Consider the following 13356-nt stretch of genomic DNA (forward strand, 5'->3'; position numbering starts at 1 on the left):
CCCACGCGAAGCCATGGATCTGGGGCAGACCGGCACCCCCAACCCGACGACTGCGACGCCGATATGTGTACCGAGTTTGAGGAATCCAGCACTAGTACTGCCGCTCGGGATGTACTCGGTGTCCGCTGCTCCCAAGCCGACCGCTCTCACCCGGCGGAAGCGCTGGTTCCAGCCGCAGCGGTCCGGGTTCAAGTGGGAGCAGGAGGGGCTGGACCATCTCCGGGGGCTGCGGCCCGGACACTCGGCTCTGCGGGCCGACGACCCTCACAGCCCCCATAAACCCCGCGAGGACGGCGGCCGAGGGCTCGTCCTCCTCGCCTCGCCCGCCAAGGAGCGGGGCACGACACCGCGGCCCGGCACTCCAGGCACTCCCGGCAAGATCGTCCGGGCGGCCGTGACCAGTGGAGCGGCGGCATCGAATTCCCGGGCGTTCGCCACTGACGAATCGTCACCGACCGCTGGAGAAAGCTCAATTGAAGGACAAGTCAAAGCCGAGCACAGACCAAGCAGAGGCAAAACGCACCGTCCGGAAACGTGATCGAAAGTGGACAGAATTGAATTGATCATGCTATTCACCCTCCTTCCCGGCTGTTAGGTTCACGACGGCTCCGGACCTGACCATCTGGGGTTTTGCACAACAACGGGGGGAAAATATGCGCAAGTTGGCAGTCGGCGCGATCGCCGCAGGCCTGTTCGCCGTTAGTGCGGGGACGGCGGCCGCCGTCTCATGGCACACCATTCCGCCGCTGACCACCGGAGGCGGTTCGTTCACCAGCGGTCAGTACACCTTCTGGCCCTCGAACCAGAATCACGGCGCCTTCGAGTGGGCGGGCAACCTGAACGACACCGACAACGGTGACGGTCACAACGTCTACATACAGGTCCGCGTCGAGGGCTACGACTGGAGCCGCTACAACGGCACGCAGAAGCACAGCGTCCCTCTCGACAAGCTGAACTGGGACGGCGCCGCTCTGCACACCGACGACGCCTACATCCGCGTCTGCCGCGACAAGGGCTCGCTCAACCCTGACAACTGTTCGTCGACGAAGCACTACCAGAGGTAGTCGGCGCTTCGGCAGCACCGCGGGCCCAGGGACGCATGCCCCTGGGCCCGCTCGCTTCTTTGGGGGAAGCCATCAGCACGTCAGACATCATCTCAGCCACGGGAGTCGACCTCTCCTACGGCAACCAGCCGGCTGTCCGCGAAGCCCATCTCTCGGTCGCCCCGGGTGAGGTCGTGGCCATCACAGGGCAGAGCGGCTCCGGTAAGTCCTCACTTCTCTACTGCCTGGCCGGGGTGCTGCCCACCACCCGCGGTCAAGTGCGCTTCGAAGGGCGCTCGCTCGGTGACCTCTCCGACGACGAGATCAGCGCCCTGCGCCGGGAACGATTCGGGTTCGTCTTCCAGTACGGCGAACTGCTCCCGGAACTGACCATCGAGGAGAACACCGCGCTGCCACTGCGCCTGACCGGACAACGCAAGCGGCCCGCTCTCGCCAGAGCGGGCGAAGTGCTGGAGCGGCTCGGCCTCGGCGACCTGCGTCACCGCCGGCCCTCACAGGTATCGGGCGGACAGAGTCAGCGCGTCGCGGTGGCACGCGCCCTGGTCCACCGGCCCGCGGTCGTCTTCGCGGACGAGCCGACGGGCTCCCTGGACAGCGCCAACGCCGCCGCCGTACTCAAGGAGTTCCTCGGACTGGCCCGTTCCCAGGGCACCGCGGTCATTCTGGTGACGCACGATCACGGGGTGGCCGCACAGGCCGACACCCGCTACACGATGGCGGACGGAATACTCACGCCGCGAGGTGCGGCGTGACGGAATTCCTGCTCGGTCTGCGACTGCTCTTCGGCGCGGGGCGAGGCAACCGCACGCGCTTCTTCCTGATGGCGGCCGGCGGCTCCATCGGTGTCTGCTGCCTGGCCCTCGTTCTCACCGTTCCGGCGATCCTGCACGCCCACGACGGCCGGGCCGCGGCACGACAGCCCGTCACCTCCCCCAAAGGTCCGGCGGACGGCACGCTCGTCGTCCAGCGCTCCGACGCGTACGGATCCAGGCCGTTCACCCGCGTGTTCATCGCCGAGGGCACCGAGGGAGCGCGGTCGGCCCCACCTGGTCTGGCCCGACTCCCGGGCCCCGGCGAGGTGTTCGTCTCTCCGCGGGTCCATGACCTCCTGCGCGAGGCACCCGCCGTCAAGGGGCTGCTGCCAGGACGTGAGAAGGGAACCATCGCGGCGGCCGGACTCGCGCACCCGGACGAGCTGTACGCGTACATCGGCACCACGCGCGGCCGGATCGCCCACGAGGGCCGGACCCTGAAAGGGTTCGGGTACGACTACGCCCCGTCCCCCGCCGTGGAACCGTCCACGTTGACGGACGTACGGTTCGCTCTGGCCACCCTGGTTCTGCTGCCCCTGGGGATCTTCCTCACCGTCTGTGCGCGTCTCTCCGCCGCCAGCCGCATGCGGCGCCTGGCGGCGCTGCGCCTGCTGGGCCTCAGCGTCAAGGGCACCCAGCGTGTGAACGCCGCGGAGACCGTGATGGCCGCACTGCTCGGAGCGGTGCTCGGCCTCGGTGAGTACTGGGTTCTCAATCAGGTGATGGCCAGGACGGGGCTGCCCGCGCTGCGGTGGTATCCGGGCGACGGTGCCCTGTCCGCGACCACCGTCGCCGTGTGTCTGATCGGCTGCCCGGCGCTGGCCTGGTTCGTCGGCCGCAAGAGCGCGCGGGAAGCCGCCGCCAACCCGCTGGCGGTACGCCGCACCGCACTCCCGCGACCGCCGTCCAAGTGGGGCGGTCTCCTCCTTGTCGCCGGCATGGGCATCGTGTCCGGTTTCTGCGTCAGCGGTCTGTCCGGGCACCCCGCGTCGAGTGTGGGCGTGAACGCGCTGCTCGTGGTCGGCGGCGTCGTGCTGACCGGAGTCGGGCTCGTGCTCACACTCCCGTTGATCTCGTACGTGCTCGCCCGCCGCGTGGCGGCGTCGACCCAGTCCCTCACGCTCAACCTGGCGATGCGGCGCAACGAGGCCGAGCCCGGAAGCACGATGCGGGTCGTCACCGGGCTCGTACTCCTCGTCTACGCCGCCTCGCTCGCCCAGGGTGTTCTCATCCAGCTGGAACAGGTCAGCCGGCCGTCCGGCCCGGTGCAGGACTACTCCCTCTCCCTGTCCGCTCTCACCCCGGGCCGGCAGACGGAACTCGGCGACCTCACCGGTGTGCGCTCCCACGCCGTCATGATGAACTCCTGGGTCGACTTGGAGAGGAAGAGCCCCGAGGCCGCGTTCGCGTCGTCGGCCACTGCCCTGATCGCCACCTGTGGGCAGCTGGACCGCATGGTCCAGCACTCCCGAGGCTGCGTGGACGGCAAGGTGATGCGGCTCGTGGACCCCAACTCCAGCGTCGGATCCGACGTGAAGCCGGGCACGCCCTTCCGGTTCCGCCTCTCGGGGAGCGGGACCGGGCACCTGGACATCGGCTTTCCGGCCGACGGGATCGTCTACAGCGGGTACTCCGCGTCTGCCGTGGGCAACGCCGTGCTCCTCGTTCCTCCGTCGACGCTGCCCGAACACGCTCGACCCCGTGACGCCGAGCTCGTACTCACCAGCAGCTCGGAACCGGGCCAGGTCCGCGAGGTCCTCGACGGCATCGGGGCGATCGCCCCGATCGCCGAGGTGGAGCTGGTCGGACTGAACGTCCAAGGGCTCGAACAGATATCCGTCGTCGAAACCCTGCTGGCCCTCGGCATGATCATGGGGCTGGTCATCGGCGTGGCCGCGTTCCTGGTGTCCGTGACCGACCGCGCGGTCGAACGCCGTGCACAGGTCACCGCCATCACCCTGATCGGTGCCCGGGCACGGACCCTGCGGGCCGCGCAGTGCCTCCAGGTGGTGCTGCCGCTCGGTCTCGGTCTCGTCCTGGCGGTCGTCACCGGGAAACTCGCCGAATCCAGCTACCTGATCACCGGTGGCGGGGCGATCCGCTGGGACGTCGCCGGCATGCCCCTGCTGTCCGTGGCGGTGGCCGGAGTGGTGGCGGCAGCGGCAGCGGGCTCACTGCCACTGGCCGGCCGCCGGATCGATCCGGAGCTGATCCGCCGCGACTGACCGGTCGGGTTCGACATGGCGAGCGGCGGTGGCGGACACCGAGGCAGGAGAAAGCACCCGCCGCGGAACCGACACCCTTGCAGACAGCACCCGCCGCGAACCCAACACCTGAGAAGGCAGCGCCCTCTCGCGGAGCGAACGGGCAGCGCCCTCTCGCGGAGCGAACGGGCAGCGCCCTCTCGCGGAGCGAACGCCGAAGAGGTCCCCGTTCCGGATGGAACGGGGACCTCTTCACGTCGTCACGCCTCGGTGGGCGTGGCCGCGCTGATGACGTCGGGTGTCGGACGTCAGTGGGAGTGGCCGTGGCCGCCGTGACCGGCGTCGCCCTCGTCCTCGGCCGGCTTCTCGACGACCAGGGTCTCGGTCGTGAGGAGCAGGGAGGCGATGGAGGCGGCGTTCTCCAGGGCGGAGCGGGTGACCTTGACCGGGTCGATGACGCCGGCCTTGACCAGGTCGCCGTACTCGCCGGTGGCGGCGTTGAAGCCCTGGCCCTTGTCGAGCTCGGCGACCTTGGAGGTGATGACGTAACCCTCCAGGCCGGAGTTCTCGGCGATCCAGCGCAGCGGCTCGACGGCGGCCTTGCGGACGACCGCGACACCCGTGGCCTCGTCGCCGGTCTTGCCGAGGTTGCCCTCGAGGACCTTCACGGCGTGGACGAGCGCGGAGCCACCACCGGAGACGATGCCCTCCTCGACCGCGGCGCGGGTCGCGGAGATGGCGTCCTCCAGACGGTGCTTCTTCTCCTTGAGCTCCACCTCGGTGGCGGCGCCGACCTTGATCACGCACACGCCGCCGGCCAGCTTCGCGAGTCGCTCCTGGAGCTTCTCGCGGTCCCAGTCGGAGTCGGTGTTCTCGATCTCGGCCTTGATCTGGTTGACGCGGCCGACGACCTCGTCGGAGCTGCCGGCACCGTCGACGATGACGGTGTCGTCCTTGGTGATCGTCACGCGGCGGGCGCTGCCGAGCACGTCCAGGCCGATCTGGTCGAGCTTGAGGCCGACCTCCTCGGCGATGACCTGACCACCGGTGAGGGTGGCGATGTCGCCGAGCATGGCCTTGCGGCGGTCACCGAAGCCGGGAGCCTTCACGGCGACGGCGTTGAACGTGCCGCGGATCTTGTTCACGACCAGGGTCGACAGGGCCTCGCCCTCGACGTCCTCGGCGATGATCAGCAGCGGCTTGGAGGCGTTCGACTGGATGACCTTCTCCAGCAGCGGCAGCAGGTCCTGGATGGAGCTGATCTTGCCCTGGTGGATGAGGATGTACGGGTCGTCGAGGACGGCCTCCATACGCTCCTGGTCGGACACCATGTACGGGGACAGGTAGCCCTTGTCGAAGGCCATGCCCTCGGTGAAGTCCAGCTCCAGACCGAAGGTGTTGGACTCCTCGACGGTGATGACACCGTCCTTGCCGACCTTGTCCATCGCCTCGGCGATGAGCTCGCCGACCTGGCTGTCCTGCGCGGAGAGCCCGGCCACGGCGGCGATGTCGGACTTGTCCTCGATCGGGCGGGCCGTCGCGAGGAGCTCCTCGGAAACGGCCTTGACCGCGGCGTCGATGCCCTTCTTCAGGAGGGCGGGCGACGCGCCGGCGGCGACGTTGCGCAGGCCCTCGCGGACGAGCGCCTGGGCGAGCACGGTGGCGGTGGTCGTACCGTCACCCGCGATGTCGTTGGTCTTGGTCGCCACCTCCTTCACCAGCTGCGCGCCGAGGTTCTCGAACGGGTCGTCGAGCTCGACCTCACGGGCGATGGTCACGCCGTCGTTGGTGATGGTGGGGGCGCCGAACTTCTTGTCGATGACGACGTTGCGGCCCTTGGGGCCGATCGTCACCTTCACCGTGTCGGCAAGCTTGTTGACGCCGCGCTCGAGGGCGCGACGGGCGTCCTCGTCGAACTTCAGGATCTTCGCCATGGGAGCGGTTCAGCCCTCTCGGAAAACTTGGGAGAAACGAACGGCGCCCCCAGCGCCCGGTTTCATCAAAGGTAGCGGGGGCCAGGGGCGCAGTTCACTGCAATGCTTGGTGCGGGGTTGTCCGGGGAATGACCCCGAACGCCCTTACCGGGTGTATTACTTCTCGATGATCGCGAGTACGTCGCGAGCCGAGAGGACGAGGTATTCCTCGCCGTTGTACTTCACTTCGGTGCCGCCGTACTTGCTGTACAGCACGACGTCGCCGACGGTGACGTCGAGCGGAAGACGGTTACCGTCCTCGAAGCGACCCGGACCCACGGCAAGGACGACGCCCTCCTGGGGCTTCTCCTTGGCGGTGTCCGGGATGACCAGGCCAGAGGCCGTGGTCTGCTCAGCGTCGAGCGGCTGGACCACAATGCGGTCCTCGAGCGGCTTGATGGCAACCTTGGAGCTGGTGGTCGTCACGATCCGACCTCCCCCTTCGGAGATCTCACGGGGTTAACTGTCTGAGGTGGCGACCAGGTCGATCCGTCGTCGCGGGTGCCGGACCTACCCTGTCGCTATTGGCACTCTCCAGGGGGGAGTGCCAGACCTGAGACTATGACTGCGATTAGCACTCGGTCAAGCGGAGTGCCAAAGGCGTCGGCGTGGCGCGGGCCGGAAGAGGCCGGACCGCGCCGAATGGGCGCCTCCCGGAGACCGGTTCCCCGGCAGGTGCGCCCGGCCGCGGTCCGCCGCGCGACAGCCCCCGGGGACCGGTGTCCGCCCGGGGTGCTCCTGTCCGCCCGGGGCGCTCCTAGAGGTAGTTCTCCAGCCGCGCCGGTGTGAAGCCCTCCCGCTGGATCCGCCTGAGCAGCCGGAGCGTGGCGTCCGTGAGATCGGGTTCGCCGGGGCCGGAGAGGATGTCGCCGGGGCGGAGCCGGTGCGCGTCTGCCGTCCTGCCGAGGACGATCGCCGCGACCCCGCAGTCGGCGGCGGCGCGCAGGGTGGTGTCGTCGTATCTGCCGTACGGGGGCCGCAGCAGCCGGGGCCGGACGCCGAAGCGGCGGGTGAGCTTGTCCTGTTGTCCGCAGATCTCGGCGCGCTGGCCGGCGTAGGGCAGACCGCTCAGGACGACGTGGTCGAGGGTGTGGTTCTGGACGCCGGCGCCGACCGCGCGCAGCCGGGCGAAGTGACCGTACCCGGGCCCGGCGACCCGGTCCGTGAGGAACACGCTGACCGGCAGGCGCAGTTCGCGGACCATGTCGGCGAACCGCGGATCGCGCTCGACTCCGTCGTCGTACGTCAGGAAGACCACCTTGTCGCGGGTGCGCACCTGGTTCACGACGGGTGGCAGTCCGGTGTCCGCGGTGCGCGCGGTGGTCCGGACGGACACCTTGGGCGCCGGGGCGAGCGGGGTGGCCAGTCCCCAGCGGCGGTACGCCGACTCCGTCGGGTGGACGCGCTGGGCCGCCTTCTTGCCCAGCCGCTCGATGGGGTCGACGGACTGCGCGCAGCCGCTGAGCAGCGCCGCCACGAGCAGCCCGGCGACCGGCACCCGCACCCTCACAGGTAGTCCTCCAGGCGCGCGACCGCGTACCCCTTGGCCGTGACCGTCCTCAGGAAGCGGCGGACCATGTCGGGCATGGTGCCGTTCCACTCCTTGCGGCCCTGGAAGTGGGTGAGGACGATGTCGCCGGGGTGCAGGTCCTGGTCCTCCTCGCGGTACTCCCAGTGGTCGACGAAGACCTCCTCGTTCCAGATGGGCGCGTATCTGATGCCGCAGGACTTGGCGGCGCGCAGGGTGTCCTGGTCGTAATTGCCGTACGGCGGGCGGAAGACGGCCGGGCGTCTGCCGAACTCCTTCTCCATCACGTCCTGCATGCCGCAGATCTCGTGCTTCTGCCGCTCGTAGGAGAGTGCGGGCAGATAGGGGTGGTGCAGCGTGTGGTTGTTGAGGGTGATGCCTCGGTCGCGCATCTTCCGGAAGTACCCGTAGTCGTCCTTGACGAGGAAGTCGCTGAGGAAGGCGGTGTACGGGATCTTCAGGTCGCTCATCATCCGCAGGAAGGCGGGGTCCTTCTCGGAGCCGTCGTCGACGGTGAGGAAGACGACCTTGTCCTTGGTGGGGACGGTCGTGAAGACCGGCGGCAGCCCCAGTTCCTTCTGATCGTCGACCTCGAACCCCTTGCGGGCCCTGATGACCGGCTTCCTGGCGGGTGGCACGGGGGGCGTCAGGGGCACCTCGCGCAGCCCCCAGCGCCTGGCGACCGCGGCGCGCCTGGCCTGGGCCAGCCGGAGCCGGGCGGCGTACGCGGCCAGGGCGCGGGCGGGGTCCGCGTGGAGCCCGGCCTGCGGGGCGTGGGCCGGTTTCGCGCCGCCGGCTCCCGGGGCGTGGGCCGGTCGGGCGCCGCCCGCTCCCGGGGTGGAGCCGGTCCCGGCGCAGCCGGAGGCGAGCACGGCGAGGGCGAGCACGCCGACTCCCCAGCGCGCACCGGCCCCGTTTGCACCGGTTTTATCATTTTGTCGTACGGGTCGCATGGGGCCGGATCCTCCCAGGTCACCGCCCTCGCGCGGACCCGACACCGCCGCCGGAAGCGCACCGTCCACCGACTGGCCCACAATGGCCGGGTGAACGACGTCTCTTTCGCCCCCCTCCTCACCGCCGAGGGCCGCGCCCTGCTCGACGAGGTCCGTGCCACCGAACCGGCACAGGAACTGGCCGTCGCCACCCGGCTGCGCCGCGAGCACCCCGCCGAGCTGGTCTCGGCGGCCCTCGGACAGGCGCGGCTGCGGCAGCGGGCGGTGGCGAAGTTCGGCGCCGAGGACGCCGGACGGATGTTCTTCACCCCCAACGGGGTCGAGCAGTCCACCCGCACGAGCGTGGCGGCCCACCGCGCCGAGCGGCTGCGCGCGCTGGGGGTCCGCTCCGTCGCCGACCTGTGCTGCGGCATCGGCGGCGACGCCGTCGCGCTGGCCCGCGCCGGGATCCGCGTCCTGGCCGTCGACCGGGACCCGCTGACGGCCGCCGCCGCCCGCGCGAACGCCGACGCGCTGGGACTCACGGATCTGATCGAGGTGCGCGAGACGGATGTGACGCAGGTCGACACCACGTCGTACGACGCGGTCTTCGTGGACCCGGGGCGCCGGGGCGGCCGGGGCCGGATCTTCGACCCGGAGGCGTACTCGCCGCCGCTGTCCTGGGCCGTCGGGGCGGCCCTGCGGGCTCCGGTCGCCGCCCTGAAGATCGCCCCCGGCATCCCGCACGAGGCGGTCCCCGCCGAGGCGGAGGCCGAGTGGATCTCGGACGGCGGGGACGTGAAGGAGGCGGTGCTGTGGTTCGGCACCGAGCCCGGCCTGGTGCGCGCCACCCTGCTGCCGGGCCCGCGCGAGCTGCGCGGGCGCGGGCTGCCCGATCCGGCGGTACGAGCGGTCGGGCGCTATCTGTACGAGCCGGACGGTGCCGTCATCCGCGCGCACCTCGTCGCCGAGGTGGCCGAGGACCTGGACGGCGGGCTGGTCGACGAGACGATCGCCTACGTGACCGCGGACGAACTGCGCCCGACGCCGTACGCCACCGCGTACGAGATCACCGATCAACTCCCCTTCAACGTGAAGAAGTTGAAGGCACTGCTGCGGGAGCGGGGAGTCGGGATCCTGACCGTGAAGAAGCGCGGGTCGGCCGTCGAGCCGGAGGAGCTGCGGCGCAAGGCCCTGCCCAAGGCGCACGGTCCCGCGTCCGCGACCGTGTTCCTCACCCGGGTGGCGGGCGCCCCGACCATGCTGGTGGGGGCACCCGCCAAGCCGCCTACTGCTGGTGGCGGGTGCTGAGCGAGGCGAGGTCCGGCCCGGTGACGGGCCGCGGCGCCGTACCCGTCCGCACCGCCGAGGCTCCCGCGGCCGGACCGGCCGGGGAGGACGAACTCGCCATCGGCGCAACGCCGTTGTAGTACGGCGCGTACGTCCACTGGCCGGCGCTCGCGCTGATCGCGGTGCCCGCGGAGGTCAGCGCCGCCGTGGACACCGAGCCGGTGCCGCCGAAGACGGCCAGGCCGTTGATGTTCGCGGAGTCCTTGACCAGGTAGGACTTGGTGTCCGCGGTCAGGGTGGCGACGTCCGTCCACAGCAGCGGGCCGAAGACGTTCATCGCCGCCGCGGCCGAGGTGCCACCGCGCCAGCTGTCGATGGAGGCCAGGGACACGCTGCCCGGGGCGTCCCACCAGAAGCGCGCGAGGGCGACCGCGGTGGCCGCGTTGCCGCTCCCCGTGACCGGGTAGTAGGTGTAAGTCGACGGCCAGTGGGAGAACGACGTGTGCGTGAGCGCGTACTTCGCCGAGGCGCCGACGGGGATCATGTAGGTGTCGCGCGGGTCGAGGCCGTTGAGGTACGACTTCACGGACGAGGTCAGCGTGTTGCCGTCGTTGAGCACGACGACCGCCTTGCCGCTCGTGCCTTCCGCACCCGCGGCCGACGCGGCGGCGAGGGCCGAGTGGTAGTCGGTGCCGGTCGCGAGGAACACGTAGTCCGGCGCGCTGGTGATCGACTTGGCGACGGCGACCGAGGTCGAGTAGCGGGAGGTGCCCGCCAGCCTCCTGGGAACGAAGCCGAGCGAGGTGATCTTGGTCGAGAGGGCGCTGCCGAGGACCGACGTGCCGCCGACGAGGTAGACGCTCGCGCCGGCTTGAGGGTCCGCTTCAGCTCGTTCTGCACGGACGTCGACAGCGAGGTGCCCGAGGTCAGCAGGACCGGCCCGTGCTTCTTGCCCGCGAGGGCGGGGGCGGTCAGCGCGTACGACTGGCTGTCCTTGGGGACCAGCACGGCGGACGAGGCGTTCATCAGCCCCGGCTCGCTCTTGCCCACCGTGTTCCAGGTCCAGCGGGACGCGGCGATGTTGCTGCTGTAGACGTCGGCGCCCCAGACCCGGGCGGCGGTGTTCTTGCGCAGCGGCTGCCAGGCGGGCGAACGGCCGCCGAACGGGAACGGGCTGCCCACGGTCACGGAGTCCGCGGCGACCGTCAGGACCCGCATGGCGTAGCCGTCGGCGACGACCAGCCGGTCGCTCGCGGGCGCCCAGGAGGGGGACGCGTAGTCGCCGCTGTCGTCGGTGAGACGGCGCTCGTCGGTGCCGTCGGTGTTGATCGAGAACACCTGGCCGCGGCCGTCGACGGTGCGGATGAAGGCGACCTTGGTGCCGTCGGGCGAGATGGCGGGCGAGCTGCCCGCGGCGAGCTTGGTCTCCGCCTTGGTGGTGGCGTTGTACAGCACGACCGAGGGCGTGGTCGTGGTGCAGCCGGTGCCGTTGCGCTGGAAGGCCAGCAGCTTGCCGGTCGCGTCGCCGCTCGGCACGAGGTCGCATCCGCCGGTGGCCAGCAGCCGCACCGCGGCGCCGCCGTCGGCCGGGACGGAGTAGAGCTTCTTGGCCGCGGAGAAGACGATGGTGCGGCCGTAGGTCCAGTACGTCGGGTGCGACGGCGAGCGGCCGCTGTACGTCCCGTCGTAGACCTGCGTCCTGCCGGCGCCGGTGACGCCGACGGTGTCCAGTGATCCGGCCGACTCGAGGACCACGCGGCTGCCGTCGGGCGACCACGCGGGCGACTCGTCGTCGGAGCCGTTCGAGACACGCTTCATGTCGTTGCCGTTGACGTCGACCGACATGACGCCGTCGTCGACCACGGCGATCCTGCCGTCGGCCGCCGGCCACCCGGTGGCATCGGCCGACGCCCCCGGTGCCAGGGCTGTCGCGGTGCCGGCGGCCAGGGCCGTCGCCGCGGTGAGCGCCACGAGTCTGTGGCGCGCGAAGATTTTCATGGGTGTACCCCCCACAGGTAGGCGCGATGGGCTGCCGGACCACGTGCAGGGGCCTACGGGATGAACGGAACACGCCATTCCCGTGTACGGCAGCGGCGCCACTGTAAGCCCTTGCCGATCACCTTGGGAACGGAGTTTGCCGGACGGGATCTCATGCCCCCGCACTCATGAATCCCGCAGCTCACGGGCCCGTGCCTCCAGCAGCCCCCGCTCCCGCCCGTTGCGCGCCAGACCGGCGGCCCGCTCGAACTCCGCGCGTGCCTCCTGCGTACGTCCGAGCCGGGCCAGCAGGTCGCCGTGCACGCTCGGCAGCAAGTGGTAGCCGCGCAGGGCCGGTTCCGCCGCGAGGGCCTCGACGATCTCCAGGGCGGGGCCCGGGCCCTCGGCCATCGAGACGGCCACGGCACGGTTCAGCTCGACCACGGGGGACGGGGAGCGGGCCGCCAGCAGGCCGTACAGGGCGGTGATCCGGTACCAGTCGGTGTCCTCGTAGGTGTAGGCCCGCGCGTGGCAGGCGGCGATGGCGGCCTGGAGGGCGTACGGCCCCGGGCTGCCGGTGGCGACGGCGTTGGCGCGGCCGAGCGCGGTGAAGCCGCGGCCGATCAGCAGGCGGTTCCAGCGGCGGCGCTGCTGGTCCTTGAGGAGGACAGGTTCGCCGTCGGGCCCGGTGCGGGCGGCCGCCCGGGACTCCTGGAGTTCCAGCAGGGCGGCGAGAGCGTGCACCTCGCTCTCCTTGGGCATCAGCTCGGCGAGCACCCGGGCCAGCCGCAGCGCGTCCTCGCACAGCGCGGGGCGCAGCAGGTCGTCGCCCGCCGTGGCCGCGTACCCCTCGTTGAAGACGAGGTAGATGACCTCCAGCACGGACCCGAGCCGGGCTTCGCGCTCGGGTCCGTACGGGACCTCGAAGGCGACCCCCTTCGCCGCCAGCGTCCGCTTGGCCCGCACGATGCGCTGGGCGACCGTCGCCTCGGGGACGAGGAAGGCGCGGGCGATCTCGGACGCCGTCAGGCCGCCGAGAAGCCGCAGCGTGAGCGCGATCCGGGCCTCGGCGGACAGGACGGGATGGCAGGCGGTGAAGACCAGCCGGAGCAGGTCGTCGTCGATGTCGTCCGGGTCGGAGGGTTCGTCGACGTGATGCGGCGCGGACAGCGAGAGGTCCCGCCCGACCTCCTCCAGCTTGCGCGCGTAGCGCTCCTTGCGGCGTACGAGGTCGATCGCCCGGTGCTTGGCCGTGGCCGTCAGCCAGGCGCCCGGGTTGTCCGGCACGCCGTCGCGCGGCCACTGCTCCAGCGCCGCGACCAGGGCGTCCTGTGCGAGTTCCTCGGCGATACCGACGTCGCGGACGATCCGGGCCACGCCCGCGATGATGCGCGGGGACTCGATACGGAAGATGGTCTCGAGGGCGGTGTCGACACCGCCGGCGGGGGCTGGGCCCGTGAGGGCCGGGGTGGGCTGCTGTTCCACAGTTCACCATCAGACACCCGCGGCGGCGTCAGACCAAGGAGACCGCTCGGACCAGGGAGACCGCTCAGGCCCGGGAGACCGCTCGGACCAG

General features: G+C 70.7%; 10 protein-coding genes and 1 pseudogene. 4 read left to right on the top strand and 7 right to left on the bottom strand.

Going from position 1 to position 13356, the window contains the following annotated elements:
* Window positions 1-653 precede the first annotated feature (653 nt).
* The 3 genes from ABZV42_RS31460 to ABZV42_RS31470 are packed head-to-tail and all read left to right on the top strand — an operon-like array spanning window position 654 to window position 4101.
* Window positions 654-1064 (top strand): hypothetical protein, encoded by a 411-nt coding sequence (locus ABZV42_RS31460; RefSeq protein WP_355989278.1) that lies wholly within the window; start codon window positions 654-656, stop codon window positions 1062-1064.
* A gap of 35 nt (window positions 1065-1099) precedes the next feature.
* Window positions 1100-1816: an ABC transporter ATP-binding protein gene (locus ABZV42_RS31465; protein WP_355989275.1), complete on the top strand. Its 717-nt coding sequence runs from the start codon at window positions 1100-1102 to the stop codon at window positions 1814-1816.
* Window positions 1813-4101 carry an ABC transporter permease gene (locus ABZV42_RS31470; RefSeq protein ID WP_355989272.1) on the top strand — a complete coding sequence of 763 codons (2289 nt, stop codon included), beginning with the start codon at window positions 1813-1815 and terminating at the stop codon, window positions 4099-4101. The genes ABZV42_RS31465 and ABZV42_RS31470 overlap by 4 nt, the downstream gene beginning before the upstream one ends.
* A gap of 287 nt (window positions 4102-4388) precedes the next feature.
* On the opposite strand, the gene groL is transcribed toward ABZV42_RS31470, so the two are convergent.
* The 4 genes from groL to ABZV42_RS31490 form a co-directional block, all read right to left on the bottom strand.
* On the bottom strand, window positions 4389-6014 hold the full coding sequence (gene groL / locus ABZV42_RS31475) for a chaperonin GroEL (RefSeq protein WP_355989269.1): 1626 nt from the start codon (window positions 6012-6014) through the stop codon (window positions 4389-4391).
* A 156-nt stretch (window positions 6015-6170) separates the two neighbouring features.
* The gene (gene groES, locus ABZV42_RS31480) at window positions 6171-6479 is read right to left on the bottom strand and encodes a co-chaperone GroES (RefSeq protein ID WP_261705370.1); all 309 of its coding nucleotides are present in this window, start codon (window positions 6477-6479) and stop codon (window positions 6171-6173) included.
* Window positions 6480-6810: 331 nt separating this feature from the next.
* Window positions 6811-7563 (bottom strand): polysaccharide deacetylase family protein, encoded by a 753-nt coding sequence (locus ABZV42_RS31485; RefSeq protein ID WP_355989267.1) that lies wholly within the window; start codon window positions 7561-7563, stop codon window positions 6811-6813.
* Window positions 7560-8534 carry a polysaccharide deacetylase family protein gene (locus ABZV42_RS31490; protein ID WP_355989265.1) on the bottom strand — a complete coding sequence of 325 codons (975 nt, stop codon included), beginning with the start codon at window positions 8532-8534 and terminating at the stop codon, window positions 7560-7562. The genes ABZV42_RS31485 and ABZV42_RS31490 overlap by 4 nt, the downstream gene beginning before the upstream one ends.
* Before the next feature lie 90 nt (window positions 8535-8624).
* Between ABZV42_RS31490 and ABZV42_RS31495 the strand changes: the two genes are divergently transcribed.
* Window positions 8625-9824: a methyltransferase domain-containing protein gene (locus ABZV42_RS31495; RefSeq protein WP_355989262.1), complete on the top strand. Its 1200-nt coding sequence runs from the start codon at window positions 8625-8627 to the stop codon at window positions 9822-9824.
* Here the strand turns inward: ABZV42_RS31495 and ABZV42_RS31500 are convergent.
* From ABZV42_RS31500 to ABZV42_RS31510, 3 genes and pseudogenes are all read right to left on the bottom strand, one after another.
* The gene (locus tag ABZV42_RS31500; RefSeq protein WP_356054828.1) at window positions 9802-10422 is read right to left on the bottom strand and encodes a hypothetical protein; all 621 of its coding nucleotides are present in this window, start codon (window positions 10420-10422) and stop codon (window positions 9802-9804) included. The genes ABZV42_RS31495 and ABZV42_RS31500 overlap by 23 nt on opposite strands.
* Before the next feature lie 24 nt (window positions 10423-10446).
* Window positions 10447-11349: pseudogene (locus tag ABZV42_RS31505) on the bottom strand (cell wall-binding repeat-containing protein); the annotation flags it as partial.
* A gap of 617 nt (window positions 11350-11966) precedes the next feature.
* The gene (locus ABZV42_RS31510; RefSeq protein ID WP_355989256.1) at window positions 11967-13265 is read right to left on the bottom strand and encodes an RNA polymerase sigma factor; all 1299 of its coding nucleotides are present in this window, start codon (window positions 13263-13265) and stop codon (window positions 11967-11969) included.
* Window positions 13266-13356 lie beyond the last annotated feature (91 nt).

It is taken from the genome of Streptomyces sp. NPDC005281 (assembly GCF_040607495.1).
Classification (GTDB): Bacteria; Actinomycetota; Actinomycetes; order Streptomycetales; family Streptomycetaceae; genus Streptomyces.